16 protein-coding genes and 1 pseudogene are annotated in these 18,319 nt (G+C 30.4%); 13 read left to right on the forward strand and 4 right to left on the reverse strand.

What is annotated here, in order from left to right; genetic code table 11:
- Window positions 1-1,203: 1,203 nt before the first annotated feature.
- Together J3359_RS10235 and J3359_RS10240 are read left to right on the forward strand one after the other, a co-directional pair.
- A pseudogene (locus J3359_RS10235) lies at window positions 1,204-2,112 on the forward strand (RHS repeat-associated core domain-containing protein); the annotation flags it as partial.
- Window positions 2,093-2,461, forward strand: coding sequence for a hypothetical protein (locus tag J3359_RS10240; RefSeq protein ID WP_208076774.1), 369 nt, complete (start codon window positions 2,093-2,095; stop codon window positions 2,459-2,461). The pseudogene J3359_RS10235 and the gene J3359_RS10240, both read left to right, overlap by 20 nt.
- A gap of 108 nt (window positions 2,462-2,569) precedes the next feature.
- Here J3359_RS10240 and J3359_RS10245 read toward each other — a convergent pair whose 3' ends face one another.
- Window positions 2,570-2,890 carry a helix-turn-helix domain-containing protein gene (locus J3359_RS10245; protein ID WP_243765893.1) on the reverse strand — a complete coding sequence of 107 codons (321 nt, stop codon included), beginning with the start codon at window positions 2,888-2,890 and terminating at the stop codon, window positions 2,570-2,572.
- A 157-nt stretch (window positions 2,891-3,047) separates the two neighbouring features.
- On the opposite strand from J3359_RS10245, the gene J3359_RS10250 reads away from it, so the two are divergent.
- The 6 genes from J3359_RS10250 (at window position 3,048) to J3359_RS10275 (ending at window position 9,313) form a co-directional block, all read left to right on the forward strand.
- Window positions 3,048-4,631: an MTBMA_p00010-related P-loop-containing protein gene (locus J3359_RS10250; RefSeq protein ID WP_208076775.1), complete on the forward strand. Its 1,584-nt coding sequence runs from the start codon at window positions 3,048-3,050 to the stop codon at window positions 4,629-4,631.
- A gap of 36 nt (window positions 4,632-4,667) precedes the next feature.
- The gene (locus J3359_RS10255; protein WP_208076776.1) at window positions 4,668-5,597 is read left to right on the forward strand and encodes a tyrosine-type recombinase/integrase; all 930 of its coding nucleotides are present in this window, start codon (window positions 4,668-4,670) and stop codon (window positions 5,595-5,597) included.
- Window positions 5,598-5,609: 12 nt separating this feature from the next.
- Complete coding sequence (locus J3359_RS10260; protein ID WP_208076777.1) at window positions 5,610-6,494, forward strand: tyrosine-type recombinase/integrase; 885 nt, start codon at window positions 5,610-5,612, stop codon at window positions 6,492-6,494.
- Window positions 6,495-6,548: 54 nt separating this feature from the next.
- Window positions 6,549-7,094: an ORF6N domain-containing protein gene (locus J3359_RS10265; RefSeq protein ID WP_208076778.1), complete on the forward strand. Its 546-nt coding sequence runs from the start codon at window positions 6,549-6,551 to the stop codon at window positions 7,092-7,094.
- A 978-nt stretch (window positions 7,095-8,072) separates the two neighbouring features.
- Window positions 8,073-8,936, forward strand: a complete 864-nt coding sequence (locus J3359_RS10270) for an RHS repeat domain-containing protein (protein ID WP_208076784.1) — start codon at window positions 8,073-8,075, stop codon at window positions 8,934-8,936.
- Entirely contained in the window at window positions 8,933-9,313 is a 381-nt protein-coding gene (locus J3359_RS10275; protein ID WP_208076785.1) for a hypothetical protein, read from the forward strand. Before J3359_RS10270 ends, J3359_RS10275 begins: the two co-directional genes overlap by 4 nt.
- 344 nt (window positions 9,314-9,657) lie before the next feature.
- On the opposite strand, the gene J3359_RS10280 is transcribed toward J3359_RS10275, so the two are convergent.
- From J3359_RS10280 to J3359_RS10290, 3 genes are all read right to left on the reverse strand, one after another.
- Window positions 9,658-10,620 carry a hypothetical protein gene (locus tag J3359_RS10280; RefSeq protein ID WP_208076786.1) on the reverse strand — a complete coding sequence of 321 codons (963 nt, stop codon included), beginning with the start codon at window positions 10,618-10,620 and terminating at the stop codon, window positions 9,658-9,660.
- Between the two features lie 204 nt (window positions 10,621-10,824).
- Complete coding sequence (locus J3359_RS10285; protein ID WP_208076787.1) at window positions 10,825-11,679, reverse strand: IS3 family transposase; 855 nt, start codon at window positions 11,677-11,679, stop codon at window positions 10,825-10,827.
- Window positions 11,676-12,047: a transposase gene (locus J3359_RS10290; RefSeq protein WP_208076788.1), complete on the reverse strand. Its 372-nt coding sequence runs from the start codon at window positions 12,045-12,047 to the stop codon at window positions 11,676-11,678. The genes J3359_RS10285 and J3359_RS10290 overlap by 4 nt, the downstream gene beginning before the upstream one ends.
- Window positions 12,048-12,274: 227 nt before the next feature.
- Here J3359_RS10290 and J3359_RS10295 point away from each other — a divergent pair, with 227 nt between their 5' ends.
- From J3359_RS10295 to J3359_RS10315, 5 genes are all read left to right on the forward strand, one after another.
- Window positions 12,275-12,814 carry a tyrosine-type recombinase/integrase gene (locus J3359_RS10295; protein ID WP_208076789.1) on the forward strand — a complete coding sequence of 180 codons (540 nt, stop codon included), beginning with the start codon at window positions 12,275-12,277 and terminating at the stop codon, window positions 12,812-12,814.
- Between the two features lie 137 nt (window positions 12,815-12,951).
- Complete coding sequence (locus J3359_RS10300) at window positions 12,952-13,341, forward strand: hypothetical protein (protein WP_208076790.1); 390 nt, start codon at window positions 12,952-12,954, stop codon at window positions 13,339-13,341.
- Complete coding sequence (locus J3359_RS10305; RefSeq protein WP_208076791.1) at window positions 13,328-14,317, forward strand: hypothetical protein; 990 nt, start codon at window positions 13,328-13,330, stop codon at window positions 14,315-14,317. The genes J3359_RS10300 and J3359_RS10305 overlap by 14 nt, the downstream gene beginning before the upstream one ends.
- A 145-nt stretch (window positions 14,318-14,462) precedes the next feature.
- The gene (locus J3359_RS10310; protein ID WP_208076792.1) at window positions 14,463-17,711 is read left to right on the forward strand and encodes a DEAD/DEAH box helicase; all 3,249 of its coding nucleotides are present in this window, start codon (window positions 14,463-14,465) and stop codon (window positions 17,709-17,711) included.
- 56 nt (window positions 17,712-17,767) lie between these two features.
- Window positions 17,768-18,316, forward strand: a complete 549-nt coding sequence (locus tag J3359_RS10315; RefSeq protein WP_208076793.1) for a DUF6934 family protein — start codon at window positions 17,768-17,770, stop codon at window positions 18,314-18,316.
- The last annotated feature ends 3 nt before the right edge of the window (window positions 18,317-18,319 follow it).

Below are 18,319 nucleotides of genomic sequence, written 5' to 3' on the forward strand. Positions count from 1 at the left end.
AATGTTTTTAACAAGTGAAAGAGCAATAAATGTAAGCCATACAAATTATAGAAGTCTTTATAAAAATGCGAGAAATATTGACAGATAATTTAAGCTTAAAACTTGAAATAGAAGAAATTAAAAAGAAGTTTAAACTAATCAAAGTAAAAACATAGAACTTGTATTAAATTATTTGGATGAATTGAATTGAGAAAAAAGAAAACGAAAACCTCGGAAAAGAAATAGGTTACAAAACAAGTAAGAAATAAGATAAAAGCTTCGCTTTTTACGTTCCTCAAAAGCTCGCAAAAAACCCAGTCAGAATCAGCCCACGCTTGCCACCACTCTGTAGCTTTTATGTCATATTTTTTGTAAGCCACGCATAAAAACAGCACATTGTAGCTTGTTCGTTCCTCACAACTCCAAAGAGCTGTTTGCCCACGCTCAAAAACAAAAAATCCGCCATAAAATCTACCCCAAGCTAAGTTACATAATAGAAGTTATAATAGCAAAATGCGCTTCAAAAGTACGCTAACGCTGGCATAATTTATTTTGTAGTTATAACTGCTATTATGTAAAATAGCCGCTCTTCCAACGCTTTTTTACAGCCACTTCTGCCCACGCACTACGAATCCTTTAATTTTTACTACGTAAGCCAACGCTCCGAATTTGTACAAAAAAAAGCTTCGCAAAAAGACGTCAAGCGAAAAAGCTTGTCTTACTTCTTTGCTCGTTTTTTTGTACAACTCGTGCAAACAATATTATGAAAAACAAGTCATTTTATTTTTAGTAGAAAATCCACGCATCAGCCACCTCTTTTTCTACTAAAAATAAAACGTAAGTTCTCATCAAAACGTTTTAAAAGTTGACGATTTAGAGGCTGGAAAAAGCGAGGAAAATCGACAATTTTTAAAATGTAAACTTCTTGCGTACAGTTTGCGATAGCAAAGCATTAACAAATACCAAGTACCTTTCGTCAAGCTCAATACAAGCTATGGTAGCAGTCGGCTATTTTACATAAATGTATTATAGTACAGGAATTAAAGGAATGTACTATAATGCCCAATTATGTAACATAGCTTTGGAAATATTCATCATATTTTTTTATATTTACAAAAGGTAGGTTAATGAGGTAAGGACGTTCTTTTTTGTAAATTTTTTGGAGTAAGTACGTGATAAAAATGCGACCGTTGTTAAAAAAAACGCGTAAACTACTATCCCTTTGGCTTAAAACATAAAGGATACAATAATGTGGTAAATGGCGTTGAGAATAATCATAAAACTTTTTTAGGACAAGAGATGAACAAAGAGCTTGGTCTGAATTGGCTTACATTTCGTTATAGAAATTATATGCCTGAAATTGGAAGATTTTTTGGAGTAGACCCTGTTTCTAGTGAGTATATGTCAATCTCAACATATCAATTTGCTCATAATAATCCTGTTTCTAAAATTGAAATAGAAGGATTAGAGGGACACCATTTATTTGGTGTAGATGCAATAACTCATGAACCAGTTAAAGTAGTTAATACAAATTTAAGAACTGAACCTAAACAGGGTTTTGTTGGCCCAGGAGGTTTAGGGAAAATTGTTGTAGTCCAAGAAACTACAAAAGAAGTTGTAAAACAAGTTGCAAAAAAACCAAGTGTTGTTTCTAAATTACTCTCAGGTGGAGCAAGAGCATTAGGTACAATTGCTGCTTTATTGAATACTCAAAGTACTAATGGAGGTGAGAAAGAGTGGTTGAGAGAAAGAAATAAATATAACGTTAAAATTGATGAATTACTCCAAGTAGAAAAACCTGAAGCAGCAACATTAACAAATGATGATAGTCCAATAAGAAGATTTGAAAGAAACCCTAAGCATGGAAAAAAGAAAAAAGGTAGTTCTGGTGCTGAACCTACCAATCCTCAAGAAGTACTAGATGCATCATTAGAATTAACTGGTAATACTACTAGGAGAGTTGGCGTAGATTCTTCTACAGGTGAGTTTGTTGTATTTGATGAACATTCTGAAGGTGTATTTCATGGACATGTAAGAACTTGGAGTGAACTAAGTCAGGGAATGCAGGCAATATTAAGAAAAGCTGGTTTAGTTAATAAAAAAGGTAAAATAATTGATAATCAAAATGAATAAATATAAAAGTGACTTATTAGAAAGTAAAGAAGATTTATATAAAATTCTCGATAAAGGCACAAACGAAGATATTAAATTGGCTTTAATAGGTGCAGTAAGAGGAATAGATGATTTTAATTGGCTACAATCGATATATTTGAAATATATTAATCATAGTAATTTTTGGGTTGCAAAAACTGCTATAAATTGTTTAGGAGATTTAGCTAGGATTCATAAAAAAATCAATCTTACAGAATTATATTACTCTTTTGATAAAATAGAAGATGAAAAGTTAAAACCAACTATTCAAGATACATTAGAGGATATCATGATTTTTGTTAAAAAAGATGATGATAATGATGCAGATTAGTTGATGAACAAATTATAAAACATAAAATACTTTAAAACAATGGATTAGCTTATTAATTATAGTAAAAAAGGATGAGCTTTTAGGTTCATCTTTTTTTATGCAATAGATTTAAGAATATGCTTTTTTAGCTTTATAATCTCTTAAAAAAGCATCTAAAGTAAGTAATAAAGCTTCTTTTTCTCTACTGGGTAAAATGTTAATATCATTCAATCTTTTAAGCATTAAAGGGTCTTGAAATGCATTATTATCTTCTGTTTCCCCTAATAAGAAACCTACTGTTGTATTTAAAACATTTGCAATTTTAACAGCCACATCAATAGATGGTTTAACTTCATCACGTTCGTACTTGCCAATAATAGAATGATGAGCTTGTATCAGTTTGGCTAACTCATTTTGTGAAATCTTTTTGACTTCTCTACATTCTTTCAATTTTTTACCGAAACTTCTCATATATGGTATATAATAAGGTTTTTTAAGCATTTTAGGCAAATATATTGCGAATAAATTATATATAAAAATAAGATATTATGCGTATTAATAAATAATATTTTATAGATTTGTACCAAATATTAGCAATTCTATAGTTATGAACAAACTTGATACTTCCAATTCCAACAACTACGAATACATCACAAAACATTTAGAAATTCACATTTTAGGCGGAATAAAGACCAATAAACTAGAGAGTTTACGAATTACGTTATCTATCCAAAAACTAAAACAAGAAAACATTTTACGTCATACACTCGATTTATACAACGATAATCAAGTAGAAAAGTTTGTTAGAAAAGTAGCAGAACGTTTAGAAATTGGAACAAGTATAGTTAGAAGAACACTACAAGAAGTAACCAAAGAATTAGAAAACTACCGCTTTTTATTACTCCAAGAATATGAAGAGGCTAACAAACCATTTATAAAAGAATTATCAGCAACCGAAGAAAAAGAAGCGATTACCTTCCTAAAAAGAAAAGATTTACTAACAAAGACCAACGAATTTATAGGAAAAAGCGGAGTAATTGGAGAGCGAACTAACAGATTGTTAATGTATTTAATCTTCACATCAAGAAAAACAAATAATCCTTTGCACTGTATTAGCTTGGGAAGTTCGGGAGTTGGGAAAACTCATCTACAATCTAAAGTATCAGAACTGATACCTGAAGAAGATAAAGTAGAAATTACAGTATTATCTGCAAACGCTTTTTACTACTTCAATAGAACAGAATTACAACACAAGTTAATTTTAATAGAAGATTTAGATGGAGCAGAATCTGTATTGTATCCATTAAGAGAATTACAAAGTAAAAAGCGAATTATAAAAACCGTAGTTCACAAAGATGCAAGAGGTAATACAAAAACCATTCATCTAACAGTTGAAGGTCCTGTATCTGTTGCAGGTTGTACCACACAAGAAAGCATTTACGAAGACAATAGTAACAGAAGTTTTTTACTCTATATAGATGAAAGTCAAGAACAAGATAGTAGAATAATGAATTACCAAAGGCTTATAAGTGCAGGAAAAATAAACGAAGACCAGGAACACAAATCAAGAGAATTGTTAAAAGATGTGCAACGAGTTTTAAAGCCCATAAAAGTAATTAATCCATTTGCAGAATATTTAGAGTTGCCACAATCGGTTTTTAAACCAAGAAGAACCAACTCACACTATTTACAATTTATAGAAGCAATTACATTTTACAAACAATATCAGCGAGAGCAACAAGTAAATGAAGAAACAGGAGAAGTTTTTATAGAAACTACAATCGAAGATATTAAACAGGCTAACGAATTAATTATAGAAGTTTTATTGCGGAAATCAGATACTATAAATGGTGCAACACGCAATTATTTAGAAAGTTTAAAAAAGCATTTAACAGTAGAAAAAGAAAGCACATTTACAGCTTTAGAAATCAGAAAAAAATTAAAGGTTAAGAAAACTACACAATGGAGATATCATCAGCAATTAATGGATAATTATTACATCAAAAAAGTAAAGATAAAAGGAGAAAATCTAAATCGTTACGAAGTAACAAATCCCAACGAATACAAAGAGTTAGAAGAAGCTATATCAAAGTCATTGCAAGAATGTATTATTAAAATCAATCGTTCCAATGTTCCAAAGTGTTCCACTATCAAAGTGGAACAGATAACTAAAACAAAAACAGCAAGTTAAAAGAAAGTTCCATTAAAACTTAAAAAAGGTCAAGGGATGAAAAAATTAAAGCTACAAAATGAGAGTTATAAATTATTTGTTACCAACTATAAAGAATGGTTAGATATTTTAGGCTATGCAGAAAGTACGGTCTATTACTTGCCAAACCACTTACAAGAGTTCTTCTATTATCTGGAACAAAACCACATTAAAAATATCAATGACATACAAACCAAAACAGTAAAAAACTATTACAATTATCTACAAGAAAGAGCCAATGAAACCAGAAATGGCGGATTAAGTAAAAGCTATTTAAACAAACACCAACAAGCCTTAAAGAAGTTCAAAGAATATTTGACTAACCACAATCATACAGGAATAAATATCCATTTAAAATCAGAGAAAAACCCAACAGAAGAAAAGCTAAACATCTTAACACAATCAGAAATTAAAGAATTGTTTAAAGCCACAGAATTTAGCCATACAGAAAGCAAATTTAAATTAAGAGACAAAGCTATTTTAGTCGTTTTGTACAGTTGTGGATTACGAAGAAACGAAGCCGTACATCTAAATACCAATGATATATTTTTTGATAAAGAAAGAGTATTTGTAAGAAAAGGCAAAAACTACAAAGAACGATTTATACCTATCAACAGAAAAAATGCAGCACTATTAGAAGCCTATATTTTTGAAGCACGTCCACAATTTTATCAAAGTCATTTAAGCGAAGCTCTATTTATTAATAAAAACGGAACCCGAATGCAAGGAATGAGTTTTACCAACCGATTACAGAAAATAGTACAAGCCACCAACAACAAAGAAATCACAGAAAAGAGAATTACACTCCACACCTTAAGACACTCCATAGCCACACACTTGTTACAACACGAAGTAAAATTAGAAAACATCAAAACCTTTTTAGGCCATAGTTCTTTAGAATCCACACAAATCTACACACATATCCTCCAACAAATTACCAACAACTAACAACCAAAAACGATGGACTACAAAGAGTATTTACAGCAAGAAAGTTACACAAAATCTACCATAGAAAGCTATACAAAAGGAGCAGAAAACTTTGTAAAATGGTGCAAGAGAAATCATACAACTCCAGATCTAATAGATTACAAAACATTTTTAAAATACATCAAATATTTACAAAGAAAAAATACCACAAAAAAGACAATAAAGCATAAAATAGGAACCTTAAAAATATACTTTAAATATCTGTTATCAGAAAATTATAGAATAGACAATCCAATAGAAAATATCAATATTAAAGGTGTAAAAAGAACCATCAATTACAACGTATTAGAAGCAGACGAATTAGAAGATTTATACTATTCTTACGAAACTGAAAACATCAAAGACAGCTATCATAAATTAACAGCAAAAAGAAATAAAGTTATTGTTGGTTTACTAGTGTATCAAGGTTTAAATACAAGTGAACTTATAAAGTTAGAACTCGAAGATTTACAATTATACAAAGGAAAGATTTATATAAAAAGTGGCGCAAGAAGTAACGCAAGAACCTTAGAATTAAAATCGTGGCAAGTCATTGAGTTTTTAGAATACATCAAAAAATTTAGAGAAGAAATACTCACAAGAAAACCTTTAGAAACCAATCGAATTTTTATCCCAAACAATGCAAGATTAGGAAATACAGTTTTAGCAATTATCAAGAAGTTAAAAAGCTATAATCAAAAAGTAAATAACATTCATCAAATAAGAGCTTCAGTTATTACCAATTGGTTAAAACAATACAATTTAAGACAAGTACAGGTTTTAGCAGGACATCGTTATATAAGTTCAACAGAAAGATACTTACAAGACGATTTAGAAAGTTTACACGAAATCGTTAACAACTTCCATCCTATAAGTTGAGATTGTAATACTCAATTTTAAAAACTACTTTTACACACAGAAATACTACATAAAATGAGCGAAAATAATAAAGAAAAATCACTAGTTCCAGACGATTTAATTGCGAGTAGAATATTGTTTATCAGAGACCAAAAAGTAATGATAGATAGTGATATTGCTGAACTTTATGGAGTAGAAACAAAACGTTTAAACGAACAGGTAAAAAGAAATAGTAGTCGTTTTCCTTCTAATTTTATGTTTGAATTAACCAAAGAAGAAAAAGCACAGGTAGTCGCAAATTGCGACCACCTAGAGAAACTAAAGTTCTCTCCAGTTTTACCAAAAGTTTTTACAGAACACGGAATAATGATGGTTGCTAATGTTTTAACAAGTGAAAGAGCAATAAATGTAAGCATACAAATTATAGAAGTCTTTATAAAAATGCGAGAAATATTGACAGATAATTTAAGCTTAAAACTTGAAATAGAAGAAATTAAAAAGAAGTTAACTAATCAAAGTAAAAACATAGAACTTGTATTTAATTATTTGGATGAATTGATTGAGAAAAAAGAAAACGAAAAACCTCGAAAAGAAATAGGTTACAAAACAAGTAAGAAATAAGATAAAAGCTTCGCTTTTTCGTTCCTCAAAAGCTCGCAAAAAACCCAGTCAGAATCAGCCCACGCTTGCCACCACTCTGTAGCTTTTATGTCATATTTTTTGTAAGCCAACGCATAAAACAGCACATTGTAGCTTGTTCGTTCCTCACAACTCCAAAGAGCTGTTTGCCCACGCTCAAAAACAAAAAATCCGCCATAAAATCTACCCCAAGCTAAGTTACATAATAGAAGTTATAATAGCAAAATGCGCTTCAAAAGTACGCTAACGCTGGCATAATTTATTTTGTAGTTATAACTGCTATTATGTAAAATAGCCGCTCTTCCAACGCTTTTTTACAGCCACTTCTGCCCACGCACTACGAATCCTTTAATTTTTACTACGTAAGCCAACGCTCCGAATTTGTACAAAAAAAAGCTTCGCAAAAAGACGTCAAGCGAAAAAGCTTGTCTTACTTCTTTGCTTGTTTTTTTGTACAACTCGTGCCAATATTATGAAAAACAAGTCATTTTATTTTTAGTAGAAAATCCACGCATCAGCCACCTCTTTTTCTACTAAAAATAAAACGTAAGTTCTCATCAAAACGTTTTAAAAGTTGACGATTTAGAGGCTGGAAAAAGCGAGGAAAATCGACAATTTTTAAAATGTAAACTTCTTGCGTACAGTTTGCGATAGCAAAGCATTAACAAATACCAAGTACCTTTCGTCAAGCTCAATACAAACTATGGTAGCAGTCGGCTATTTTACATAAATGTATTATAGTACAGGAATTAAAGGAATGTACTATAATGCCCAATTATGTTAACATAGCTTGGGAATATTCATACATATTTTTTATATTTACAAAAGGTAGATAAATGAAAGTAAGGACGTTCTTTTTGTAAAATTTTTGGAGTAAGTACGTGCTAAAAATGCGACCGTTGTTAAAAAAAACGCGTAAACTATTATCCCTTTGGACTTAAACACAAAGGGTATAATAACGTGACTTCGTCTAATGGAAATTCATTAGCTCAGAAATGGGGCTTTGGAGGAAAAGAACTAAATGACGATGATATAGGAGGTACAAAACTTAATTGGCATGATTTTGGAGCAAGGAACTATGATGCTGCTCTTGGTAGATGGATGAATTTAGACCCATTAGCAGAATCTATGAGAAGACATAGTCCATATAATTATGCTTTTAATAATCCTATTTATTTTATAGATCCTGATGGGATGTCTCCAGTTGGAGAAGGAATGGATGATAAGAAAAATTTTGATTTCGATGATGGTTCAAAAGGACAAGCCTCAACTGTAGTTGATAATACAGGTAAAATAATTGACCATAAAGATGATGGTGACCCTTTTATTTATTTAAATTCAAGAGAACTTGACAATATTATAGGTGTTGAAAGAGAGGGAAGGGAGTATAAAGAAGGAAGTTATGTAGCGATTAACGACATCTTTAATGATGTAAAATTACCCCCTACCTTTCAACGTTGGTTAATTGCGGATAAAAATAATGTAACTGCATTTGAATTACCATGGTATGTTGGTGGTAAAGGGGCATGGAATATTAGAAGTATAGGAGCTTATTATGCATGGCTAAAAGTTGCAATGAATAAAGGTGTATTTAAAGCCGCTATTTATGGCTTAGCTGCTGTTGAAAAAGGAGGAAGTGCTGTTAAGGTTTTAAAAGTATTGGAAGCTGAAGCAAAAGCGGCTGGAGCTTCCAAAATTGTTGTAGAAGGTCTGGCAATTGGTGAAAAAAGATTAATAGAACTTCTTCCATACGTTAAACGCCTAGGCTATACAATTGAAAAAACGACAACAGAAACTATAAAAATCTCAAAAAAATTAAAATGATAAAAAGTTCAATAATAAGGGCTAAATTGAGCAGAAGTAGAGTAACTTTCGTAAAGACTCTTTTTGAAATAAAAGACATTAAAAAGCATAATTTTGATGATTTAAATCTTGATGAAAATGAAGAAGTTATAGCATTATATGAAATAGATAATTATCGTTGGGTTTTAACAAATATTAATTTTTTCATTCCAACAAGTCAAATCAAAATAAAATTGTCTGATTTAGTTAAAGTAGACTTTGATAGTGTTAAGGAAAATATCGAAATAAAAAAAACAAATACAGAACTGACGTTACATACTAAAGAAAGAGTATACAAGGTTTTTTTCGAAGAAGGAACTTGGCATGTGTTTTATAATTTATTTATTTTTATTATTTAGGTAATGGTGCAGATTAGTTGATAATAAATTTATAAAACATAAACTACTGTAAAACAATAAATTAACATATTAATTATAGTAAAAAAGGATGAGTTTTAAGGTTCATCTTTTTTTATGCAATAGATTGCACTCGCTACTTTAAAGGGCACTCGCTATTTCTAAACGCGACAAAAGGGTTCCAACATTGGATTTATCAGTAATAACAAGGTTTTAGAAAAATAAAATTAATCATAGTATAAACAAGGATATTCATAAACGGATATCCTTTTTTATTTTTGAAATTTAACAAAAATTCGTTTTGTTCGTTAAAAAGATTTTGGGTTCTGACCTAAATTTCTCTAATTTTAAGAATTACAACCAAGAATAATTTTACAATCATTGAATTGTTGGTTTACGACTACTCTATCTTTTCTAGCTTCTTGTATTTTTCCTTTAAAATGGTTTTTATCAGGAATTTTTCCGTTTACAACTTCTATTGGGGTAAGCCCAAATAAATCCGTTGGGTATCTATGATGATTATAATATTCAACAAAGCGTGCTAAATCTTTTAAATGCGTTTTCTCATTGAGAGAATATTTTCCGTGTAAAAATTCAGTTTTATAAATACTATGCGTACTCTCTGACATTGAATTAGAAAAAGGGAAGTCTTTGGTTTGTGCTGTTATTTTAGTAACAACTGGTGGCGCTTGAATAGTATTTATCCAAGATAAGAGTTCTCCTTTATTTTCACTTCCACCATCAGATAAGATGTTTATGGGTTTTACAGCATTTCGTAAATTGTATTTTTCAAATGTTTCAGCAAAAAGGTTTTTAATAAATTCACTTCCAGCTTTTCCACTAGTAGAACTATAATGTAAAATTCCTTTAGAAAAATTATCTTTTACAAAAGCTACTTTTTGAACGCCATCTTCTATGGTATTCACAATAGTAACATCTACATGCAACCACTGAAAAACTCTTGAAGCTCTCAAACCTTTTTTAATTGGATATCTAAATCGTTTTGGTTTTATATATCCAAGAGCAGATGCATATTTGTTAAACGTAGATTTGCCACAAAAGATCAAACCATTTCTTAAAGCGTGATAATATAAGGTTACTTTTGTTTTTCCATAGTTTGCAGAATCAATCACCAAATTTTCAATATTAGACATATCTTTAACTGTTAATTGATTTGGATGCTGACGATAGCATTTTTGAAACGGACTTATATTACAAACGATTTTTCTTTTCTGACTGTAATACCAATCTTTAGAGATTCCATAATATTTACAAGCAGTTTTCATATTCACATTAGCTAAAGATTTCATCTTTTCGATGGATGAAATAATTTTGTCAGCGGGGATATGCAAAAACTACTGTAAATTCATACAATAGAAATGCAAACTTATTTATCAATTGGTGTGAATACAACAATTACACAACAGATATTATTGATTATAAATCCTGCTTACAGTACATCAAAAAACTTCAAGTTGTCTTGTCCTGAAATATGGCTACAGGTTAAAATTGATTTACGCTGTTAATTTATATACCATATTTGGTGTTCTATAATCCAAAGATAAGTGTAATCTTATTTCGTTGTATAAATTAATTGCATTTTTTGTTGCTCTCTTTGCGTGTTGCAGACTGTCAAAGGTTTGGTCAAGATAGAATTCGTCTTTTAAAATACCATTTACACGCTCTGCCATTGCGTTTTCGTAGCAATGATTTTCTTCCGTCATACTGATACTGATGTTGTTTCTCTTTAAAATTTGAGTGTAAACGTTACTGCAATACTGTATGCCTCTATCGGAATGATGAATAAGCTGTTTAATATCTTTAGCTTGATATAAGGCCTTATTTAAAGCTCTCACGCAGCCTTTAAGTTCTAGGCTATTGCTAATGTCGTATCCAACGATTTTACGGCTGAATACATCTGTTATGAGTGCTAAATAGCAAAATCCTTTTATAGTTCTTATGTAGGTGATATCACTAACCCAAACTTGGTTTGGTCTTGTCACTTCAATATCTTTAATGATGTTTTTATATTTATAGAACCTGTGCAATGAGTTGGTGGTTCTTGAGCTATATTTTTTTCTAAGTGTAAGCATATTGTGTTTTCTAAGGATGTTAAATAAGGTGTCTCTACCAATTTTTAAGTTTGATTCAATAAACTCTTGTTTTAATGATTTGGTAAGTTTTCTAACACCTTCTCTAGGAAGGGATTTGCGTCTGTTCTTCACTATTGCAACCACTTTTTTCTCTACCTCTAAACGTTTATCTTCTCTACGTTTGTACTTGTAGTAAGCATCACGTTTAAGTCCGAAACAAGTAGTAATAGTCGTGAGAGAAGCAAATCCCTTAGACCTTTCCTTGGCCTTAATCAAGGCTTGATACTTAGCTTTTTTTTTAACTCCAGGACAGATTTATACCCCAACTGTTCTGCTGCAACCTCAAGGTATGAATCGTCAATAAGTGCATCCATATCTTTTTTCAACAATAGTTTCTTTAGCTGTTCAATCTCTTTTTGAAGTTGTTTAATGCGAGTTATTTCGTCTTTAGTTTTCACGGTTACTCTGGTGTTCATAAGGTCTTTACGGTTGTACTTCTTTATCCATTCGTTAATTGTGGAAGGAGCAATACCGTAAGCTTTACCTAGTTGATACTTGTTTAATTTTCCGGCAGTAAGTTCGGATAAAATTTTCAGTTTGAAAGGTTCTGAATACCTTCTAATTACTTTGTCATTTTTGTACATAATTGTTTAAGATTATGTAGCCTTTATTCAGGACGGGTCAAGTAATTAAGAAAGGGAAGCGAGTATCACAATCCACGATTAAACATCAAGTAGGCGGCTTAAAAATCTATTTCAATTATTTAATTGATTCTGAACAACGATTTGAAAACCCCATAGAGAGCATCAATATTAGAGGGGTACAAAGAACTCTCAATCACAATCTATTAGAAGCAGAAGAACTCGAAGATTTGTATTACAGCTATCAAACAGAACGTATTGAATTTCCAAATTCTAAATCGGTAGCCATTCGTAATAAAGTCATTACGGGTTTAATGGTGTATCAAGGATTAAATGTAACTGCGCTAAAATCTCTTAAAGTTGAGCATATTCAATTAGAAAAGGGAACTGTGTATATTCCAAGCACACGTAAAACAAATAGTAGAACCTTAGAGCTAAAATCAGCGCAAATACTGCCTTTTGTACTATTTTTAGAAACCTACAGAGAAATCCTTCAAGAAGAACTCAAAAACTACACAGAAAGCCTATTTCCGCTCAATTCAGAACGTTTTGACATTATCACTACACACTTATTTAAAAGAATTAATCATAAAATAACCAATATGAAGCAAATACGAGCTTCAGTGATTACCCATTGGCTCAAAACCTATAACATCAGAGAAGTGCAGTTTAAGGCAGGACATCGCTATATTTCTTCCACGGAACGATATCAGCAAGATGATCTTGAGAATCTACACGAATTGATTGAGAATTTGCATCCGATTTGTTGAAAATAGGTAAACATCAAAAAAAAACAAGGGAAAATACCTATTTGTAGGTATATAATTATCATTAATTTTATATCAAATTTATAAAAATAAAATTCATAAAAATAGAATTCGAGATTTCCAAAAAAGATGCAGTTTTAATGATGAATTCGTTAAAATATGCTTTAAGCAGAACAAGTAACCCAGAATCTAGAGAAAGTTTAATTGAGATTATACAGAGTATAAAAGTTGATTATAAAATAGATGATATAATTCTTGATCAGCTAAAGTACTATTTAAAAAATTCTCAAGGTGTAAACCCTGCTTTGGTCATAAGGAAAGCACAATTAAAATTAAATTTGGACTTGCCTCCGAATTATATAAAATCTCCTGGGGGCTTAGGAATGGTATGTAACAATATCTTAATAAACTTAAGAAATGCATATGAAGATAATAAACCTTTTAAAAGGATTCCCCAATATAAAATTGTTAAATGTAAAACAGTAGGTAGTATAATTAAAATTATTCATGATGGTTTTGAAGCACTATAAAAATTTAGGGTTAGCTGTATTCTTATTAACAGCTAACATTCTCTTTTCTCAGAAAAAAAAAGATAGTATTACAAAACAAAGTCATTATACTTTTTCAATAGGAAAAGCAACTGATAATAGTTTTACAAAATCTAAATCAGCACAAGCTATAGCTACCTTTCCAAATACAGATGGGGCTACTGACTCTTATTTAATAGATGGGTATTTAGATGCATCGTATGTAATAGAGAGAATGAGCGAAGATGTATTTTCCAGTATTACATCAATAGGAGCTTTTTATGAAATTCATAAGAATACATTAGTTGATTCAGGGAAAGAACAGGATGTAAGGCAGTTTGGAGTTTCGTTTAATCATACTTGGGGAGCGATAAAGGATTTGGACGACCCATATAGACCAAGTGGCAAAAGAAAGGAATCCATAAGAGATTATGTAATTAGTGGAAGTATTCGAAAAAGTTACAATAGAATTACTGATAAAAATAGTTTTCAAGCTATTGTTGGTTTTAAGATAAATAGATTAAGGTCTATGAAAAGTGCTGATGAAGATTCTTTTCGTTTTTTAAATGCAACTATGAAATTGCCTGAGAAAGGAAAAATCACAAATGTTTTTCAAATGTCTTATGATTACAATATTGGGTTAGGTTATATCGAAAATGAAAAAGTAATTTTAGGGAACATTGACTTTCAACTTAATTTTTATCCATTGTCAAAATACCTAAAGAATACTTTTAATCAAGAACAATTACTTTTCATAAGCTACAACTATTCAGCAAGAGGAGAGTTATTAGGAAATCTTGAATCAGATAATAAAGCTTTTAGAACGTGGACTTATGGTTTAGAGATTGATGCAGGGAAAACATCAACAATTCAACTATCTTACAATACAGTTAGAGGTGCTAATCCTTACAAAGGACTTGTTGACCAAGATTACGATACTATGGCTTTAAAAGTAAAATTTTCACTTGATACTAAATAGAGATGGTCTTGAAAATTGTTTCAAGTATCCGATTTGTTAATACTTTTTATTTTAGATACGGAAACCCATAAAAGTTATTAAGTCTTTTTTACTAAATTAGGAGTCTATATTATAATTATTTAACATAGTCGTTATAAAAACTTGCATGATAGAAATCACCACACCAAAAATTGAAAAATTAATTTACTCAAAAGATAAAAATTTCATTAAACAATATTATGAACAATCATCAGAAATTAAATCTTTTGAGTTTGTTCAAAACAATCCATTTATCTTATCTTCTGACGAGGAATTATATTTTATAACAAGTAACTTAAATGATGTAATTCCTGAAAATTGTACTTATGCCATATTAACAAGTAGAAGACCTACTAAAAGAGATTTTGAATCAGGTTCTTTAAAGATTACGAGATGGCTCAAACATCCTTCTTTTGAAAAATTAACTCCTCAAGATGTTCTTAATTCATGGAAAAACAAATTTAAGTTTGTAAAAGAGGATATTGAAAATAATATCAATGGATTACGTCCTCCTCAAATAGGAGCTTTGTATTCGATACTGGCTCATGTTCAAAACCCTGAAGAAAGAGGAATTGTTGTAATGCCAACTGGTACAGGTAAAACAGAAACGATGTTGTCTACATTAGTAGCAAATGAATGTAATAGACTATTAGTAGCGGTTCCTTCCGATTCTTTACGCACTCAATTATCAAATAAGTTTTTTACTCTCGGATTATTAAGGGAGTTTGGAATGGTAGATGAGACTTGTCATAATCCGATTGTCGGTGTTATAAATCAAAAATTTGAAAATGAAGAAGAACTTTTAGATTTTATTTCTAAAACTAATGTTGTTGTTACAACCATGAGTATTCTTGCAGGAAGTACTCATGGTCAGCAATTAGCAATATCCGAGGCATTTAGCCATTTGTTTGTTGATGAAGCACATCATTCTGAAGCAAGTACATGGAAAAAATTCATAAAGCTTTTTGATAATAAAAAAGTATTCTTATTCACAGCAACTCCTTTTAGAAATGATGGTAAAAATTTAGAAGGAAAATTCATCTTTAATTTCTCACTTAAAGAAGCTCAAAAGCAAGAATATTATAAAAAAATTAATTTCTTGCCAATTAGAGAATATGATAAAGCAGAAGCTGATAAAAAGATTGCAATAAAAGCAGTAACTAAACTTCGAGAAGATATTGCAAATGGTTATCAACATATAATAATGGCTAGGTGTGTTTCAAAAAGTAGGGCTATTGAAGTTTTTGAGTATTATAAAGAATATGAAGATTTAAATCCAGTAATGGTATATACAGGAGTTGCAGGTCTAAAAGACAAGGTGAATGCAATTAAAGCAAAAGAACACAGTATTATTGTTTGCGTAAATATGTTAGGTGAAGGATTTGATCTTCCTGAATTGAAAATTGCAGCAATACATGATGAGAGACAAAGTTTACCAATTACTCTTCAATTTGTTGGGCGATTTACTAGGACATCGTTTAATAGTCTTGGTACTGCAAGTTTTATAACGAATATTGCTTATCCACCTATTCAACAAGAGTTAAATCATCTTTACGCAAAAAATGCAGATTGGAATTTATTGCTTCCAAATATGAGCGAAGGAGCTACAGATAAAGAAATTAATTTTCAAGAATTTTTAGAAGGCTTCCATGACTTAGAAAATTCTAATATTCCTTTTCAGAACATTAATCCAGCAATGAGTTCTGTTGTTTATCGTAATAATGGTAAAAATTGGAATCCTAATAATTGGAGAGAGGGAATTAATAATATAGGTACTTACGAACATCAATTTAGTAAGCACAATTCTGAAAAAAATACGTTAGTTATTATTTTAGGAAAAGTAAATAAAGTTGAGTGGGGAGATTTTGATGTCGTTCAAAATATGGAATGGAATATGGCTGTTGTTCATTGGGATTTTAGACCTAATAAGAATTTAGTATTCATACACTCTTCCTTAAAGAATTTATCTACCAATAAATTAGTTCAAGCAATTTTTGGTAATGAATTTAGTATGATTAAGGGGATGGATATGTTTAAGATATTTCATGACGTTAAAAGATTGACACTTTACAACGTTAGAGCAAGAAAGGGCACTGGACGTGATATTAGTTTTCAGTCATTTTTTGGAAAGGGAGTTCAAGACGGATTAAAACTTTTAGAGCAAGGAACATTAATAAAAAACAATGTTTTTGGAGTTGGATTTAAAGATGGAGAAAAAGTCTCATTAGGGTGTTCTGTAAAAGGAAAAGTTTGGTCATACTTAAGAGGTAACTTAAATGAGCTAACTCAATGGTGTCAAAAAATAGGAGATGTATTAGAAAATCCTAATATCAACCCAAATACTGTATTAGAAAATACACTTGTTCCTGTTGTAATTGCTGAAAGACCAGAGGCTATTCCAATTGCTATTGAATGGCATCATGAAATGTATGAGTACGCAGAAAATAGGTTTGTTATTCATATTAATGGAAGTGTTTATGATTTATCTAATTCTGAATTAAATGTAGTAGATACCCCAAATAATACTCCTTTACGTTTTTCTTTTAAATGTGAAGATTATAATATTGAGTATGAATTAATATTAGGAACTAAAATAGTTGATGGAGAAGAACTTACATTTCATGAAATTAGAAAAGATTCTATTGAAGAGGCTACAATTACTTACGGAAACAGAACAGAAAGCTTGACAGATTTCTTTCAAACTTTTACCCCAACAATTTGGTTTGCGAATGGGGGACAATTATTTCAAAATAGTTATGTAGTTCCAAAAGAAGGAGTTGCTGGAATTTCATTAGACAATATTATTTCACACGATTGGACTGGAGTTGCAATTAACAAAGAAGCTCAAGGAGTCCATCCTTATGAAACGGATTCAATACAGTATCATTTTATTAATGAAATTAGAGATGATTTTCAGATAATATATGATGATGATGGTTCAGGAGAGATTGCAGACATTATAGGGATCAATGATGAAGATAAAAAAATAGACATACACTTATTTCATTTAAAATATGCCAAAAATGGTCGTACTGGAAATGATATAAGTAATTTCTATGAAGTATGTGGTCAGGCACAGAAATCTCTAAATTGGAAATATCGAAATGGAAAAGACTTTTTTGACCATCTTTTAAGAAGACAAATAAAGACTAAAAACAGAGTATCTTGTAGTAGGATAATTAAGGGTAGTGAAGAAGAATTAGAGTTGTTACTGAATGCTGCTAAATGGACAAAAGAGATGAAGTTTCATATTTATATTGTCCAACCAAGTCTTGTAAAAGGTAGTGGTTCTGAAAACATTATGTTACTTTTAGGGAACACGCATCATTATCTTCACACGGTTGGGAATGTTGATTTGAAAGTATATTCTAGTTAATCATAAAAAATTATTCAAAAATTGTTACATTTGAAACGATGATAATAAAAGTATAATTGAACAATATTCCTGCTTACAAAACTGAACTTATTTCTGATGAAAATAAGGTACAATACTTATTTGAAAGTAAAGGTAATATATTTATTATCAAAGCAATTGAATACTCTCCTTTCAAGAAACAAGATGGAAAAGTAATCTATAATTTAGGTTTCGGAGATTATGATTTTTCAAATGGCACTATTATTGATGATATTAATAGTAATAATGGAGATATGAGAAAGGTGTTTAGTACAGTTTTGAATACTGTTCCTCACTTTTTTAAAACTCATAATGATGACGCAATTTGGATTCAAGGAAGTGATAGTTCCAATGAATTTAAAGAAGAATGTAAAGTAGATTGTAAAAAAGGATGTGATATTGAAAATGGAGAATGTAAAAAATTTAACAGAAGAATAAAGACTTATCGATATTATATTAATAAGAATTTTACAAATTTGATTAGGGAATATATTATATTTGGCTATACAAATGAGGAAAGCCCAACGTTAGTTCAGTATGTTCCTGAAAACGATTATATTGGAATTTTGGTTTTCAAGAAAAAATAACTA

Origin of the sequence: Polaribacter cellanae, assembly GCF_017569185.1 — a bacterium.
Lineage (GTDB): Bacteria > Bacteroidota > Bacteroidia > Flavobacteriales > Flavobacteriaceae > Polaribacter > Polaribacter cellanae.